14 protein-coding genes are annotated in these 16,590 nt (G+C 52.2%); 10 read left to right on the top strand and 4 right to left on the bottom strand.

The genetic code is table 11. The features are described from left to right. Positions 1–323: 323 nt before the first annotated feature. Positions 324–578 carry a YkgJ family cysteine cluster protein gene (locus K8W53_RS08050; protein ID WP_010989043.1) on the bottom strand — a complete coding sequence of 85 codons (255 nt, stop codon included), beginning with the start codon at positions 576–578 and terminating at the stop codon, positions 324–326. Positions 579–901: 323 nt separating this feature from the next. Here K8W53_RS08050 and yeiP point away from each other — a divergent pair, with 323 nt between their 5' ends. The 9 genes from yeiP to yejF all read left to right on the top strand — a co-directional run bounded on the left by yeiP (position 902) and on the right by yejF (position 11,921). Next, on the top strand, positions 902–1,474 hold the full coding sequence (yeiP, locus tag K8W53_RS08045; RefSeq protein WP_001136822.1) for an elongation factor P-like protein YeiP: 573 nt from the start codon (positions 902–904) through the stop codon (positions 1,472–1,474). A gap of 211 nt (positions 1,475–1,685) precedes the next feature. Continuing rightward, on the top strand, positions 1,686–2,672 hold the full coding sequence (locus tag K8W53_RS08040; RefSeq protein WP_023224388.1) for a CobW family GTP-binding protein: 987 nt from the start codon (positions 1,686–1,688) through the stop codon (positions 2,670–2,672). Positions 2,673–2,701: 29 nt separating this feature from the next. Continuing rightward, the gene (locus tag K8W53_RS08035; RefSeq protein WP_000178095.1) at positions 2,702–3,421 is read left to right on the top strand and encodes a phosphatase PAP2 family protein; all 720 of its coding nucleotides are present in this window, start codon (positions 2,702–2,704) and stop codon (positions 3,419–3,421) included. A gap of 413 nt (positions 3,422–3,834) precedes the next feature. Next, on the top strand, positions 3,835–4,407 hold the full coding sequence (gene mepS / locus K8W53_RS08030) for a bifunctional murein DD-endopeptidase/murein LD-carboxypeptidase (RefSeq protein WP_000241015.1): 573 nt from the start codon (positions 3,835–3,837) through the stop codon (positions 4,405–4,407). A gap of 325 nt (positions 4,408–4,732) precedes the next feature. Next, the gene (locus tag K8W53_RS08025) at positions 4,733–6,289 is read left to right on the top strand and encodes a cyclic di-GMP phosphodiesterase (RefSeq protein WP_000957763.1); all 1,557 of its coding nucleotides are present in this window, start codon (positions 4,733–4,735) and stop codon (positions 6,287–6,289) included. A gap of 106 nt (positions 6,290–6,395) precedes the next feature. Further along, positions 6,396–8,201 carry an extracellular solute-binding protein gene (locus K8W53_RS08020; RefSeq protein WP_000561742.1) on the top strand — a complete coding sequence of 602 codons (1,806 nt, stop codon included), beginning with the start codon at positions 6,396–6,398 and terminating at the stop codon, positions 8,199–8,201. Between the two features lie 9 nt (positions 8,202–8,210). Next, a complete protein-coding gene (locus tag K8W53_RS08015) occupies positions 8,211–9,305 on the top strand; it encodes a microcin C ABC transporter permease YejB (protein WP_023224391.1) in 1,095 nt (364 codons plus the stop codon). After that, a complete protein-coding gene (locus K8W53_RS08010; RefSeq protein WP_001137761.1) occupies positions 9,305–10,330 on the top strand; it encodes an ABC transporter permease in 1,026 nt (341 codons plus the stop codon). Before K8W53_RS08015 ends, K8W53_RS08010 begins: the two co-directional genes overlap by 1 nt. Position 10,331: 1 nt before the next feature. Then, on the top strand, positions 10,332–11,921 hold the full coding sequence (yejF, locus tag K8W53_RS08005) for a microcin C ABC transporter ATP-binding protein YejF (protein WP_000203619.1): 1,590 nt from the start codon (positions 10,332–10,334) through the stop codon (positions 11,919–11,921). 3 nt (positions 11,922–11,924) lie between these two features. Here yejF and K8W53_RS08000 read toward each other — a convergent pair whose 3' ends face one another. From K8W53_RS08000 to rsuA, 3 genes are all read right to left on the bottom strand, one after another. After that, positions 11,925–12,269 (bottom strand): YejG family protein, encoded by a 345-nt coding sequence (locus tag K8W53_RS08000; protein ID WP_001094639.1) that lies wholly within the window; start codon positions 12,267–12,269, stop codon positions 11,925–11,927. Between the two features lie 390 nt (positions 12,270–12,659). Further along, complete coding sequence (locus K8W53_RS07995; RefSeq protein WP_000213349.1) at positions 12,660–13,850, bottom strand: Bcr/CflA family multidrug efflux MFS transporter; 1,191 nt, start codon at positions 13,848–13,850, stop codon at positions 12,660–12,662. Between the two features lie 27 nt (positions 13,851–13,877). Next, positions 13,878–14,573 carry a 16S rRNA pseudouridine(516) synthase RsuA gene (gene rsuA / locus K8W53_RS07990; RefSeq protein ID WP_001234836.1) on the bottom strand — a complete coding sequence of 232 codons (696 nt, stop codon included), beginning with the start codon at positions 14,571–14,573 and terminating at the stop codon, positions 13,878–13,880. A 151-nt stretch (positions 14,574–14,724) separates the two neighbouring features. On the opposite strand from rsuA, the gene K8W53_RS07985 reads away from it, so the two are divergent. After that, a complete protein-coding gene (locus K8W53_RS07985; RefSeq protein ID WP_000578121.1) occupies positions 14,725–16,485 on the top strand; it encodes a DEAD/DEAH box helicase in 1,761 nt (586 codons plus the stop codon). Positions 16,486–16,590: the final 105 nt, after the last annotated feature.

The raw sequence follows: 16,590 nt of genomic DNA, 5'->3' as shown, positions 1-16,590 counted from the left end.
ACATCAATGATAGATATAAACTATCAAATTCATGATATCGATCGTTATAAATAATTAAAATCGATCAAAATTCCTCTTTTTAATAGATAAAAACTATCGTATAAATAAAATTGATCGTTTTTGTTTTATGTGACGGTTTATTCGGTACACGTTCAGGCACCAACGGGGTTGAGCGGCGGCATCTACCGCTTCAGAAGCCACGAAATAAGGGAATCATGTATTACGCTATTTAATGGTAAAAGGAGGTAATTTGAGGCGCAGCTTTTGCAGACTATTTCGGGATATAACGTAAGCCCCTGCACGTTTATCAAAAACGGCTTAGCTCATGGTAAGGTTTTCTGCTCGAGTTCCAGCAAATAAATAATGGCCTCTTCCCGGGTCGTTAAACACATGTCCCCTGTCGGTTGCAAACCAGAGCACACTTTTGGGCGTAAAGGCGAGCCAAAGATAAGGCACAAGTTATCTTCCGAAAGCTGCACGCATCTGGTATTCATCGGCTTGCCATACGGCATTCCGGGTATCGGCGACGAAATTGAAGGCGCAATACAGCAAGCGCCACAACCGCTACGACAGTCCATGCTCAGCCCTCTATTTATAACCAAATGAAAGATAACAGAATTTGTCCAAAGAAAAATCCAGATTTAAAATGTGGACGTCATCATGATCAGGCCTGCCCTCAGACATTCCGAAGACAAGGCTGGAAACAGAAGGGACAACACAGCACACTTCCCCCCTCCGGGCGACATGCCATCGCGTATTCTCGTTGAACGCGGAGCGGAAAGCGGGCGAACAGTATCACCTTTTTTGCACCAGCAAAAGTGACAATTCCACTTGCCTGGACGGCCCGGCGCGAGTAGTTTTACGCGATATTTTAGATAATCTCTACAACAGGATCTCCTCGATGCCAAGAGCGAACGAAATCAAAAAGGGTATGGTACTGAACTACAACGGCAAATTGCTGATTGTGAAAGATATCGACATTCAGTCGCCTACCGCCCGTGGCGCCGCCACACTGTATAAAATGCGTTTTTCCGATGTCCGCACCGGTCTGAAAGTGGAAGAACGTTTCAAAGGCGACGATATCGTTGATACCGTCACCCTGAGCCGTCGCGGCGTTGACTTTTCTTATGTCGATGGCAACGAATATGTGTTCATGGATAAAGAAGACTATACGCCGTATACCTTCACCAAAGATCAGATTGAAGAAGAGTTGCTGTTTATGCCTGAAGGCGGAATGCCGGATATGCAGGTTCTGACCTGGGACGGCCAACTGCTGGCGCTAGAGCTTCCGCAGACCGTGGATCTGGAAATCGTCGAAACCGCGCCGGGTATTAAAGGAGCGTCCGCCAGCGCACGTAACAAACCCGCGACATTAAGCACCGGTCTGGTGATTCAGGTTCCCGAATACCTGAGCGCAGGTGAGAAAATCCGCATTCATATCGAAGAGCGCCGTTATATGGGGCGCGCGGATTAAGTTTCGCATTTTTCGGCTGCGCCCCAGGGCGCAGTCTGACCCTTTTCTTTATTGACTGTTCTGCACCAGGAAAGAGAAACGTTAAAAATTTAACATTTTCTGCTCTTAAGATGGCAGAAGCACGACTTCGTCAACTCAGCGCTTCTCTTTTTCACGTTTATTCGCCAGGATTATTAAAGTTGTTATGTTGTATCAATATTCTGGAGCTGACGTGACCAAAACCAATCTTATTACTGGATTTCTCGGTAGCGGAAAAACCACCTCTATCCTTCATTTATTAGCTCATAAAGATCCGGCTGAAAAGTGGGCCGTCCTGGTTAATGAATTTGGTGAAGTGGGTATTGACGGCGCGCTGCTTGCCGACAGCGGCGCACTGCTAAAAGAGATCCCCGGCGGCTGCATGTGCTGCGTCAATGGATTGCCTATGCAGGTGGGGCTCAACACGCTGCTGCGCCAGGGTAAACCTGACCGGTTGCTGATTGAACCAACCGGACTGGGGCACCCAAAACAGATTCTGGATTTATTAACTGCGCCGGTTTATGAGCCGTGGATTGATTTACGCGCCACGCTCTGCATCCTGGACCCTCGTCTGCTACTGGACCAACAGAGTGTCGTCAATGAAAATTTCCGCGATCAGCTCGCCTCAGCCGATATTATCATCGCCAATAAGACCGATCGCGCCACGGCGCAGAGCGATGCCGCCCTGCAACAGTGGTGGCGACAGTACGGCGGCGATCGTCAACTGATTCATACCGAACATGGACAGATAGACGGTAAGCTTCTGGATTTACCGCGACAAAATCTGGCGGAACTGCCGACCAGCGCCGCGCATTCTCACACTCATACCAGTAAAAAAGGACTCGCCGCGCTAAATCTGCCCGCCCAGCAGCGCTGGCGACGCAGCCTCAATAGCGGACAGGGTCATCAGGCCTGCGGCTGGATTTTCGATGCCGATACCGTGTTTGACACCATTGGCCTCCTTGAATGGGCGCGTCTGGCGCCGGTGGGCCGGGTGAAAGGCGTTATGCGCATACAAGAGGGGCTGGTACGCATCAATCGCCAGGGCGATGACCTGCACATCGAAACACAGAGTGTCGCGCCGCCGGATAGCCGGGTTGAACTTATCTCAAACACAGAAACCGACTGGAATACGTTACAGACGGCCTTGTTGAAGCTTCGTTTAGCGACGCACGCGTAAGGTTGCCACCGTTTAAAAACTATGGCGAAATGACGATGAAAACCCGCTATTCCTTGATAATTCTGCTTAATGCCGCCGGTCTGGCGCTGTTTTTGTCATGGTATCTTCCCGTCAATCACGGCTTCTGGTTCACCATTGATTCCGGCATATTCCACTTCTTTAACCAGAAACTGGTGGAAAGCCACGCGTTCCTCTGGTGGGTCGCTATTACCAATAATCGGGCGTTTGACGGTTGTTCGCTGCTGGCGATGGGCGGACTGATGCTCAGTTTCTGGCTAAAAGAAAACGCATCGGGCCGGCGGCGCATTGTGATAATCGGATTGGTCATGCTGCTAACAGCGGTGGTGCTTAACCAACTCGGTCAGGCGCTGATCCCCGTCAAGCGCGCCAGCCCAACGCTCTCTTTTGAGCATATTTATCGCGTCAGCGAGTTGCTGCACATCCCGACAAAAGACGCGTCAAAAGACAGTTTCCCAGGCGATCACGGTATGATGCTGCTGATATTTTCCGCCTTTATGCTGCGTTATTTCGGCAAAACTGCGGGGATTATCGCCCTTATTATATTTGTGGTTTTCGCGTTTCCGCGCGTTATGATTGGCGCTCACTGGTTCACCGATATTGTGGTCGGGTCGCTCACGGTTATTTTGATTGGCCTCCCCTGGTGGCTGATGACCCCGCTCAGCGACCGGGCGATAGCGCTTTTTGAGAATTATCTCCCGGGCGGAAATAAACAAATTTTAAACAAATAACCTATGTAATTAACATTACCTTCAGCGATAGTTTTACATCGTTGAAGGTAATTTATGATGATATTTCCCCAGCCCATCATTTTTCGGTCATATTATTCCTCTTCAAAATGAACGGGTTGCACGATTTTTAAACGATTTGCGCTTAATTTGACCCGTGCTGATAGTTCACTTTTCGTATCATAAATTCTTATAAAAAATCACGCGAAATCGCTCGCAATGACAGCAACAATCGGGTAATCTCAAACTCGTTTTGCCTCGCCAGATAATTATTCTCATTGCGAATAAATTTGTGCGTTCCGCCACAGATTTGTGCACAAAGAATTGTCTCAAGCTGTGCAGGTAATTAGTCTCATCACGTTTGGCATTTTTATAACGATATTTATCGTTAAGGACTTCAAGGGAAAACAAACAACATGGTCAAATCTCAACCGATTTTGAGATATATTTTGCGCGGGATTCCTGCGATTGCAGTTGCGGTTCTGCTTTCTGCTTGTAGCACAACCACCAATACCGCAAAGAATATGCATTCTGAGACGCATGCTGTGGGCAATAGCGATAGCTCTTCACTGCAAGCCTCTCAGGATGAATTTGAAAATATGGTGCGTAACCTCGACGTTAAGTCGCGGATTATGGATCAGTATGCTGACTGGAAAGGCGTGCGTTACCGCCTGGGCGGCAGCACTAAGAAAGGCGTCGACTGTTCCAGCTTTGTACAGCGCACCTTCCGTGAACAGTTTGGTTTAGAGCTTCCGCGTTCAACCTATGAACAGCAGGAAATGGGCAAAGCAGTTTCACGCAATAACCTGCGTACGGGCGATCTGGTTCTGTTCCGCGCCGGTTCCACTGGTCGCCATGTCGGTATTTATATCGGCAATAACCAGTTTGTCCATGCGTCTACCAGTAGCGGCGTCATTATCTCCAGTATGAACGAACCGTACTGGAAAAAACGCTACAATGAAGCGCGTCGAGTTCTGAGCCGCAGTTAATCTTCATCAGGCAGCACCTCCCTTGGCTTACCTGATGAGACGGCATAAAAAGCACTGCTTCGGCAGTGCTTTTGCTTATTATCCCTTCTGAACCCGTTTTACCGAATAGCGACGTGTCGCCTCTTATCCAGCCTACAACACACGAACATAGGCCTGATAAACATAGCGCCATCAGACATTCAGGTCGTTTCCGCCAACGACTACTGCGACAATACGCTTTCCTGCGCATCACAGAAAAGCATGACTATCCGGGGTAATCCAGGCTATAGTCTTATAAATCAACCAGTTTAACCGGCATCCGCCTTTTCAGGTCACACCAGGAATTATGCTAACACGCGACTCCTCTTCCGGTCGGAAAATCCTGCTTACCTGTATCATTACGGGGATGGCGGCAGCATTACTTATTGGTAGCCTGCAATTTTTCCTGTCGTGGCATAAACGGGATGTTAAATACAATACGCTCCTTTCTGATGTACAACATTACCTGGCCAGCTATTTCGCCGACCTGAAAGCCACCACCGATATTCTTCAGCCGTTGACGATCAACACCTGTCAGCAGGTTGGCGCAGAACTCACCTCAAGAGCCGCTTTTAGCCTTAATGTCCGCGCCTTCTTATTGATTAAAGATAAAAAAGTGTTCTGCTCTTCCGCCACTGGCGCCATGAATATGCCGCTTCAGCAACTGGTACCGGATATAGATATCCGCAAAGACGTTGCTATGGCGATTCTGCCCGGCACGCCAATGATGCCCAACAAACCGACAATGGTGATTTGGTATCGAAACCCATTATTAAATGACAGCGGCGTATTCACATCGCTGAATATTAACCTGACGCCCTACTTACTCTATACCACGCGCCAGGACGATTTTAACGGCATCGCGCTGATTGTCGGCAATACCGCGCTGTCGACCTTTTCTTCGCGTCTGCTGACCGTCGCGGAGCTGCCGGGCACGCCTTCACGACAGGCAACTATCAACGGCCTGCCGCTTAAAATACAGCTTTATGCCGATAGCTGGACCTACAATGACTTGTGGTATGCGTTGATGCTGGGCTGCATTAGCGGCATCGTAGCGGGGTTTATCTGTTACTTTATCTATGCCCTCCGGACGCGACCGGGCAAAGAGATTTTAACGGCGATCAAACACGAGCAGTTTTATGTGGTTTATCAGCCCGTCGTCGATACTCGTACGCTAAGCGTCACCGGGCTTGAAGTCTTACTGCGCTGGCGTCACCCTACGGCAGGCGAGATTCCGCCGGATGCCTTTATCCACTATGCCGAAGCGCAGCAACTTATCGTACCGTTAACGCAGCATCTGTTCGAGCTGATCGCCCGCGACGCGCCCACGCTACAGAAGGTGATGCCCGTCGGTGCCAAATTTGGCATTAACATCGCGCCGGAACATCTGCACAGCGACAGTTTTAAAGAGGATATGCACCGGCTCAGGGACGCCCTGCCCGCGCACCATTTTCATATCGTGCTGGAAATCACTGAACGCGATATGCTCCAGCAGTATGAAGCGGCCAAACTGTTCGAATGGCTGCATTCCGCCGGGTTTGAAATCGCTATAGATGATTTCGGTACAGGCCATAGCGCCCTGATTTATCTGGAGCGATTTACTTTAGATTATCTGAAAATCGATCGCGGTTTTATCCAGGCGATCGGCACGGAAACCGTCACGTCTCCGGTTCTGGATACCGTGCTGACGCTCTCCAGACGCCTGAATATGCTGACGGTGGCCGAGGGCGTTGAAACGCCGGAGCAGGCCCGTTGGCTACGCGATCACGGTGTTAATTACTTGCAGGGGTACTGGATTAGCCGTCCTTTACCCCTAAAAGATTTCGTGCTGTGGATGTCGGCGCCTTCCGTGCCTGAATGGTAGTCCCCTTACGGTTTTAACGGATTCACATCAGACGCAACGTCACTTATTATTCAGCGAAACGCCTGCCGGTTTGCAGCGGGCAATACGATAAGGAAACCGCCTTCAGATGATTGCGCGCGTAATGCTTCTGCTTGTCGCACTGGTTAGCGCTGGCGCCCAGGCCCAGGAAATCAAAGAAAGCTACGCTTTCGCCGTACTCGGCGAACCTAAGTATGCTTTTAACTTTGATCACTTTGATTATGTGAATCCTGCTGCGCCGAAAGGCGGTCAGATGACGCTTTCCGCCATTGGTACGTTCGATAATTTCAATCGCTATTCGCTGCGCGGCAATCCCGGCGTACGTACCGAAGCCCTTTACGATACGCTTTTTACCACCTCGGATGATGAACCCGGAAGCTATTACCCGCTGATTGCCGACCATGCCCGCTATGCCGCCGACTATTCCTGGGTGGAAATCTCGATTAACCCCCGCGCTCGTTTTCACGATGGCACGCCCATTACCGCCCGCGATGTGGCCTTTACCTTTCATAAGTTTATGACCGAAGGCGTACCGCAGTTCCGTCTGGTCTATAAAGGTACTACCGTGAAGGCGATTGCGCCTTTAACCGTGCGAATTGAGCTGGCGAAGCCTGGTAAAGAAGACATGCTTAGTCTGTTTTCACTACCGATCATGCCCGAAAAATTCTGGAAAAATCACAAACTCAGCGATCCACTTTCAACGCCGCCCTTAGCCAGCGGGCCATACCGGATTACTCAGTGGAAAATGGGCCAGTACATTGTCTATTCACGCGTCAAAAACTACTGGGCGGCTAATCTGCCGGTCAATCGTGGACGTTTTAACCTCGACACTATCCGCTACGATTACTACCTTGATGACAATGTCGCTTTCGAGGCGTTTAAAGCGGGCGCATTTGATCTACGGCTGGAAAACGACGCTAAAAACTGGGCAACGCGCTACATCGGTAAAAATTTCGATAATCATTACATCATTAAAGAAGAGCAGAAAAACGAGTCGGCGCAGGACACACGCTGGCTGGCCTTTAACATTCAGCGCCCGGTATTTAAAGACCGGCGGGTACGTGAAGCCGTCACCCTAGCCTTCGATTTTGAGTGGATGAATAAAGCGCTGTTCTATAATGCCTGGAGCCGAACCAACAGTTACTTCCAGAATACCGAGTACGCCGCCAGAAATTACCCTGACGCCGATGAACTGGTATTACTCGCACCGATGAAAAAAGATCTTCCTCCTGAAGTCTTCACTCAGATCTATCAGCCGCCGGTCTCTAACGGCGACGGCTACGATCGCGAAAATCTTCTTAAAGCTGACGCCTTGTTGACGCAGGCCGGATGGGTGATCAACGGACAGCAACGGGTCAATAGCGTCACCGGTAAGCCTCTGACGTTTGAACTTCTCCTTCCTGCCAGCAGTAATAGCCAGTGGGTTCTGCCCTTCCAGCATAATCTTCAGCGTCTGGGCATTACGATGACTATCCGTCAGGTTGATAATTCTCAACTCACCAACCGGATGCGTAGCCGCGACTATGACATGATGCCGAGGCTATGGCGGGCGATGCCCTGGCCCAGCTCCGATCTACAAATCTCATGGGCGTCGGAATACATTGACTCCAGTTATAACGCTCCCGGCGTACAAAGCCCGGTGGTGGATAAACTGATCGCGCAAATTATCGCAGCGCAGGGTGATAAAGCGAAACTGGTGCCGCTGGGACGGGCGCTGGATCGCGTGCTGACCTGGAACTATTACATGCTGCCGATGTGGTATATGGCGCAAGACAGGCTCGCCTGGTGGGATAAATTCTCCCATCCGGCGATTCGCCCGGTATATACCATCGGGTTAGATACCTGGTGGTATGATGTCAACAAAGCCGCCAAACTACCGGCAGCCAGGAGGTAGTAAGAATCAATGGGCGCCTATCTTATCCGCCGTCTGTTACTGGTGATCCCCACGCTATGGGCCATTATTACCATTAACTTTTTTATCGTGCAGATCGCTCCCGGTGGCCCTGTCGATCAGGCTATTGCCGCGATTGAATTTGGCCAGGGCGGCGCGTTGCCCGGCGCCAGCGGCGAAGGCGTTCGCGCCAGTCATGCGCAAACCGGCGTCGGCAATATCAGCGACAGCCATTATCGCGGCGGCCGGGGACTCGATCCGGAGGTGATCGCGGAGATCACCCATCGCTACGGCTTCGACAAACCGCTGCATGAGCGTTATTTCAAGATGCTACGGGACTATCTCTCTTTTGACTTCGGCGACAGTATGTTTCGCAGCGCATCCGTACTAACGCTGATCAAAGATAGTCTTCCCGTCTCCATTACCCTGGGATTATGGAGCACGCTGATTATTTATCTGGTGTCTATCCCGCTGGGGATCCGCAAAGCCGTCCATAACGGCAGTCGCTTTGATGTGTGGAGCAGCGCGTTTATCATTATCGGTTATGCGATCCCCGCCTTTCTGTTCGCTATTTTATTAATCGTCTTTTTTGCCGGCGGCAGCTACTACGATATCTTTCCGCTACGTGGCCTGGTCTCCGCCAACTTTGACACGTTACCGTGGTACCAGAAAATCACCGATTATTTGTGGCATATTACGCTACCGGTGTTGGCGACCGTCATCGGCGGTTTTGCCGCCCTGACGATGCTGACGAAAAATTCGTTTCTCGACGAGGTGCGTAAACAGTATGTCGTTACCGCTCGCGCTAAAGGCGTGAGTGAAAAAAACATTCTCTGGAAACATGTTTTTCGTAACGCCATGCTGCTGGTGATCGCCGGGTTTCCCGCCACTTTTATCAGTATGTTTTTCACCGGCTCGCTGCTAATTGAAGTCATGTTCTCGCTCAACGGCCTGGGGCTGCTGGGTTATGAAGCAACCGTTTCGCGCGACTATCCGGTGATGTTCGGCACGCTTTATATCTTTACCCTGATTGGCTTATTACTGAATATCCTGAGCGATATCAGCTATACGCTGGTCGATCCACGCATTGATTTTGAGGGACGATAATGCCGCGATTAAGCCCGGTCAATCAGGCCCGCTGGGCGCGTTTCCGCCATAATCGCCGGGGCTACTGGTCACTATGGATTTTCCTGGTAGTGTTCAGCCTGAGCTTATGCGCGGAACTGATTGCTAACGATAAGCCATTGCTGGTGCGCTATGAAGGCCAGTGGTATTTTCCGCTGGTAAAAAATTACAGCGAGCGCGATTTCGGCGGCCCGCTGGCGACAACGGCAGACTATCAGGACCCCTGGCTACAACGGCAGCTTGAGAATCGGGGCTGGGTGTTGTGGGCCCCCGTACGCTTTGGCGCCAATACCATTAATTTTGCCACCACGCAGCCTTTCCCCTCCCCGCCTTCGGCGAAAAACTGGCTGGGCACCGATGCGAATGGCGGCGACGTTTTCGCCCGCATCCTGTACGGCACCCGCATTTCTATTTTATTCGGCCTGATGTTAACAATTTGCTCCAGCGTCATGGGCGTACTGGCGGGCGCGCTACAGGGCTATTATGGCGGCAAAGTCGATTTATGGGGGCAACGTCTCATCGAAGTCTGGTCGGGGATGCCGACCCTGTTTCTGATTATTTTACTTTCCAGCGTAGTGCAGCCTAACTTCTGGTGGCTGCTGGCCATAACCGTGCTGTTTGGCTGGATGAGTCTGGTGGGCGTGGTGCGCGCCGAGTTTTTACGGACCCGCAATTTTGACTATATCCGCGCCGCGCAGGCGCTTGGCGTCAGCGATCGTGACATTATCCTGCGCCATATGTTGCCTAATGCGATGGTCGCTACCCTGACATTTTTACCGTTCATTTTATGTAGCTCCATCACCACCCTGACGTCGCTGGATTTTCTGGGATTTGGTCTGCCGCTTGGCTCCCCTTCTCTCGGCGAACTTCTTTTACAGGGGAAAAACAACTTACAGGCTCCCTGGCTGGGGATCGCCGCCTTTCTGTCTGTCGCCATTCTGCTATCGCTGCTGATTTTTATCGGCGAAGCAGTACGCGACGCCTTTGATCCTGCTAAGGCGGTATAAGATGACATCTCCATTGCTTGCGATTGAAAATTTATCGGTAGGTTTCCGTCAGCAACAGCACGTGCGCCCTGTCGTTAACGCCATTTCGTTACAGGTGAACGCCGGGGAAACGCTGGCGCTGGTCGGCGAGTCCGGGTCAGGAAAAAGCGTGACGGCGCTTTCCATTCTGCGTCTTTTGCCTACCCCTCCCGCCGTCTACCTCTCCGGCGATATTCGCTTTCACGGCGAATCATTGCTTCATGCCAGCGAGCAGACGCTACGCGGCGTACGCGGCAATAAAATCGCCATGATTTTTCAGGAACCGATGGTTTCACTTAACCCACTACATACGCTGGAAAAACAGCTCTATGAAGTGCTGTCGCTCCATCGGGGAATGCGTCGGGAGGCGGCAAGGGCGGAGATGATCGGTTGTCTGGATCGGGTCGGTATCCGCCAGGCGAGCCAGCGTCTGCGCGATTATCCGCATCAGCTTTCCGGCGGCGAACGCCAGCGCGTCATGATAGCCATGGCGCTGTTAACACGGCCGGAATTACTGATCGCCGATGAGCCGACCACCGCCCTCGACGTCTCCGTACAGGCGCAGATCTTATCTCTACTGCGGGAACTCCAGCGTGAGCTCAATATGGGATTGCTGTTTATCACCCATAACCTCAGCATTGTAAAAAAACTGGCGGATTCAGTGGCGGTAATGCAACACGGCAAGTGCGTAGAGAACCAACGCGCCGACACGCTGCTCTCCGCGCCGACCCATCCGTACACGCAAAAACTACTCAACAGCGAACCCACAGGCGATCCGGTTCCGCTCCCCGCCGGGCAGACGCCGTTGCTGGAAGTGGACAGGCTGCGCGTCGCCTTCCCGATCCGCAAAGGCATTCTGAAGCGCGTCGTGGATCATAATGTGGTGGTTAACAATATCAGTTTCACCCTGCATCCAGGCGAAACGCTGGGTCTGGTCGGCGAGTCAGGATCGGGAAAAAGCACCACCGGTCTGGCGCTGTTACGGCTTATCCGCTCCGAAGGCCGCATCGTATTTGACGGTCAATCGCTGGATACGTTAAACCGCCGCCAGCTTTTACCTGTTCGCCACCGTATCCAGGTCGTATTCCAGGACCCAAACTCATCGCTAAACCCGCGTTTAAACGTGTTGCAAATTATCGAAGAAGGCCTGCGCGTCCACCAGCCTACGCTTTCAGGCGCGCAGCGCGAACAGCAGGTGAAAGCGGTCATGATGGAAGTCGGCCTGGACCCGGAAACACGGCATCGTTATCCCGCTGAGTTTTCCGGCGGTCAGCGTCAACGTATCGCCGTCGCCAGGGCGCTGATTTTAAAACCGTCCCTTATTATTCTGGATGAACCGACCTCATCGCTGGATAAAACCGTTCAGGCGCAGATTCTTGCCCTCCTGAAATCGCTCCAGCAAAAGCACCGTCTGGCCTATATCTTCATTAGCCACGATCTGCATGTAGTACGTGCGCTGTGCCATCAGGTTATCGTGCTGCGACAGGGGGAGGTGGTTGAACAGGGGCAATGCGAGCGCGTGTTTACCGCACCGCAACAGGCCTATACGCGTCAGCTACTCGCGTTAAGCTGACGCCTAAAAAGGATTATTGTTAGAAAAAGGTTCCGCTATCGCCACGCCGAAATTTTTCAGCCGACAGGTGGCGGCAAACTCATCCTGACGATTAACGAACAGGCACGGCTCCCCTTCGCACTCCAGCACGGAGCAAGGAACTTCAATATCGCTTAGCGCCTGGCTGAGCTTATGCATCACTGACCACGCGCTATCGCCTGCCGGACTCAACAGTTTAAGCGCCACCAGACTATTCTCGGTGCTCTGCCCGTTTTGCGGAATCGGTTCAACCTTTGACCCCGCAAAACCCGCCGACCAGCGATAGTTTTGCGGCAGACGGTGAACAATTGAGAGCTGTAATGTATTCACTTTCTTTCCCCGGAAGCACAATTACTTCACAATTTACTTACATTTATATTAACACATCATTGACAACCCGTCCTTAAACAGATTGCTAACGCCCTTCTCTCCGTCAGTGGCTCTACAGCAAGCGGGAGTTAAAATAGTTTTACCGACGCGGAGATAGCGGCGGGCTATATGTACCCGTTTCTGCGATCTAACTCAACCTTTTTAACTACAATGATGTGACTTTTTACATAAATGGATTTTACATAAAATAAACATAAAGGAGGAAAATGATGAATTGGTAATTGATATACATCAACTATGAAAGCCGTTTGGCTTTGCCATCGTGTAGCGGATAGCATCCCCCAACGCCGCCTGCGCATTCTTCGGCGCCATTGAGGGACAGCGCGCCCGTCACCGTTTTTTGGGACGGCTGGCGTAGAGATAAAACAGAATGGAACAGGCGGCGCAAAGCGCAATCGACCAGATCATCGGCCACGCACTGGTAAAGGTAGCCAGCGACAGCAACGCGCCGACGATAGCGCCAATACCAAAGCGGAAAGTGCCCGCCAACGAAGACGCCGTTCCGGCCATATGCGGAAACTCATCCAAAATGACCGCCATCGCATTGGACGAAACCATCGACACACAGCCGACAAACGCCGCAACGCCGACTACCAGCGCCCAGAATCCAATGCCCATCAGCGCGCTGAAAACCATCCACACCGCCATCGCAAACTGAATCCATAGCCCGGCCCGAAACATGTTTAGCGCCCCTACCCGTCTGACAAAACGGCTGTTGATAATCGTCATCACAAACAGAAATACGATGTTCAACGCGAAGTAGTAGCCGAAATCCTGCGGCGGAACATGATTAATTTCGATATAGACAAACGGCCCCGCGCTCAAAAAAGAGAACATACCGGCAAAACTAAACCCGCTCGCCAGCATATAGCTCAGTACGCGTTTGTGGCGAAACAACGCAGCAAAGTTACCTATTGTGGTACGAATATGAAAAGGCTGACGCCGCTCAACGGGCAACGTCTCTTTAATCAGAGCAAAGATCATGACTGACGCCAGAATCGCCGCAATGGCCAGTATCCAGAAGATATAGTGCCAGCTTAACCATACCAACACCCAGCCGCCGACAATGGGCGCCATTAACGGCGCTATCGTAGTGACCAGCATGACAAATGACATCATGCGCGAAAACTCTTCCTTTGGATAAATATCCCGCATCAGCGCATTGATGACGACGCTTGCCGCCGCAGCCGCCAAACCGTGAAAGAAACGCATCACGATCAGTTGATCGATAGTCTGCGCCAACGCACAGGCGACCGCCGCAGCGGCAAATACCAGCGTCCCGCCCAGGATGACCGGCTTACGCCCGAGGCTATCCGCCATCGGTCCATAGATAAGCTGACCCAGCGCAAACCCCAGAATATAGGTGCTGAGCGTCATCTGCGCGCTACCGGCAGGCACGCCGAATTGCGCAGAAATCACCGGCAGCGCTGGAAGATACATATCAATCGACAGCGGCATTAACATGGCCAACAGGCCAAGAATAAAGACAATGGCAAAGGAAGAGTGCTGCCGGGTGGTCACATCGAACTCCTGAATTTAACGAGATAGTTAGCCGACGCTGGCGATTTCTTCTTCAGTCAACGGGCGGTACTCGCCGGGAGCCAGATTCTCATCCAGCGTAATGGCGCCAATCCGTTCGCGGTGCAGTTCCACAACGCGATTGCCTACTGCGGCAAACATCCGCTTCACCTGATGATAACGGCCTTCGCTGATGGTCAAACGGACCTGCACAGGCGTTATCACCTCCAGCGTAGCGGGTTTAGTGAGATCTTTTTCATTATGCAACTGCACGCCTTTCGCAAATTGCGCTGCCGTATCGTCGGCCACCGGCGACTCCAGGGTCACCAGATAGGTTTTTTCACAGTGATGGCGCGGCGACGTAATGCGGTGCGACCACTGACCGTCATCTGTCATTAACACCAGACCGGTAGTATCGATATCCAGACGTCCTGCGGCATGCAGCTTATACGCCACCGGCTCATCCAGGAAATACAGCACCGTTGGATGATCGGGATCATCGGTTGAACAAACGTATCCCTGCGGCTTGTTAAGCATAAAATAGCGTGGCCCGTGTTGCTGCGCTAAGGGATTGCCGTCATACGCAACCGCATGTTCCGGGAGCAGTTTGAAGGCCGCATTTTTAATGATGTCGCCATCGACGGTAACGCGGTTACCACGAATTTCACGCCCGGCAATAGCGCGGCTGACGCCAAGCTGCTGAGCGATAAATTTATCAAGTCGCATGTGTGTGATTTAGCCTGTAATAATACGGAAATCGGGCATTCTACCCGAAAAAAGGGGATTGCTATCCGCTCAGTATAGCGGGCTAACTATATCCCTCAAGGGAAATGATTCATGGCATACTATTCCCGGAACCGTTTAACGTAGTGAGACCATGATTTTTACACTCCGCCCCTACCAGCAAGAAGCCGTAGACGCCACGCTCAGCCACTTTCGCCGCCACCGTACGCCCGCCGTGATTGTTCTGCCGACCGGCGCAGGTAAAAGCCTGGTGATCGCCGAACTGGCGCGCGTCGCCCGCGGACGGGTACTGGTGCTGGCGCATGTGAAAGAGCTGGTCGCGCAGAACCACGCCAAATATTGCGCGCTGGGGCTGGAAGCGGATATTTTCGCCGCCGGACTCAAACGTAAAGAGAGTCAGGGCAAAGTCGTGTTCGGCAGCGTACAGTCGGTGGCGCGTAATCTTGACGCCTTCCAGGAGGAGTTTTCGCTGTTGATTGTCGATGAATGCCACCGCATCGGTGACGATGAAGACAGTCAGTATCAGCAAATCCTCACTCACCTGAGTAAAGTTAATCCTCACTTACGTCTGCTTGGGCTCACCGCCACGCCTTTTCGCCTCGGAAAAGGCTGGATTTATCAATTTCATTATCACGGTATGGTGCGCGGCAACGACAACGCTCTGTTTCGCGACTGTATTTATGAACTGCCGCTGCGCTATATGATTAAACACGGCTATCTGACGCCGCCTGAGCGGCTTGATATGCCAGTGGTCCAATACGATTTCAGCCGCCTGCAGGCCCAAAGCAATGGGCTGTTCAGCGAAGCCGACCTGAACCGCGAGCTGAAAAAGCAGCAGCGGATTACGCCGCACATCATCAGCCAGATTATGGAATTTGCGCAAACGCGCAAAGGCGTGATGATTTTCGCCGCCACGGTCGAACATGCGAAAGAGATTGTCGGTCTGCTTCCGGCGGACGACGCGGCGCTGATTACCGGCGATACGCCAGGGCCCGAGCGCGACGCGCTGATTGATAATTTCAAGGCGCAGCGTTTTCGCTATCTGGTTAACGTCTCGGTGCTGACCACCGGCTTTGACGCCCCACACGTTGATCTCATCGCGATTCTACGTCCCACGGAGTCAGTTAGTCTTTACCAACAAATTGTCGGGCGTGGTCTGCGCCTTGCGCCGGGAAAGACCGATTGCCTGATTCTTGATTACGCAGGCAACCCGCACGACCTGTATGCCCCGGAGGTCGGTAGCCCGAAGGGAAAAAGCGATAACGTCCCTGTCCAGGTATTTTGCCCGGCCTGCGGCTTTGCCAACACCTTCTGGGGGAAAACCACTGCCGACGGCACGCTGATTGAACACTTTGGCCGTCGCTGCCAGGGCTGGTTTGAGGATGACGACGGCCATCGCGAGCAGTGCGATTTTCGCTTTCGCTTCAAAAACTGCCCGCAGTGTAATGCCGAAAACGATATTGCCGCCCGACGCTGCCGGGAATGTGACGCTATTCTGGTCGACCCGGACGATATGTTAAAAGCGGCGCTCAGGCTCAAGGATGCGTTAGTCCTGCGCTGTAGCGGAATGACGATGCAGCATGGGCAGGATGAGAAAGGCGAATGGCTGAAAATCACTTACTATGACGAGGACGGCGCGGATGTCAGTGAGCGCTTCCGCTTGCACACGCCCGCCCAGCGTACCGCTTTCGAACAGCTATTTATTCGCCCGCATACGCGCACGCCTGGCGTTCCTTTACGCTGGATCACGGCGGCGGATATTGTCGCGCAGCAGGCGCTGTTGCGGCATCCCGATTTTGTGGTCGCGCGGATGAAAGGCCAGTACTGGCAGGTGCGTGAAAAAGTGTTCGACTATGAAGGCCGCTTCCGCCGGGCGCACGAATTACGTGGTTAATTGTACTTTTCATTGATGTAACGGCGATTTGAGTATAGAATCCCGCCCGCCTTTGCATACGCAAAGCAGATCACTTACCTGTTGCTGGGTCGCCTGTAGCAGGAA

Origin of the sequence: Salmonella sp. A29-2, assembly GCF_020150755.1 — a bacterium.
In the GTDB taxonomy this organism is placed as follows: domain Bacteria; phylum Pseudomonadota; class Gammaproteobacteria; order Enterobacterales; family Enterobacteriaceae; genus Salmonella; species Salmonella enterica.
Note: the sequence above shows the minus strand (reverse complement) of the source record. Positions and strands in the feature narration are given on the sequence as shown.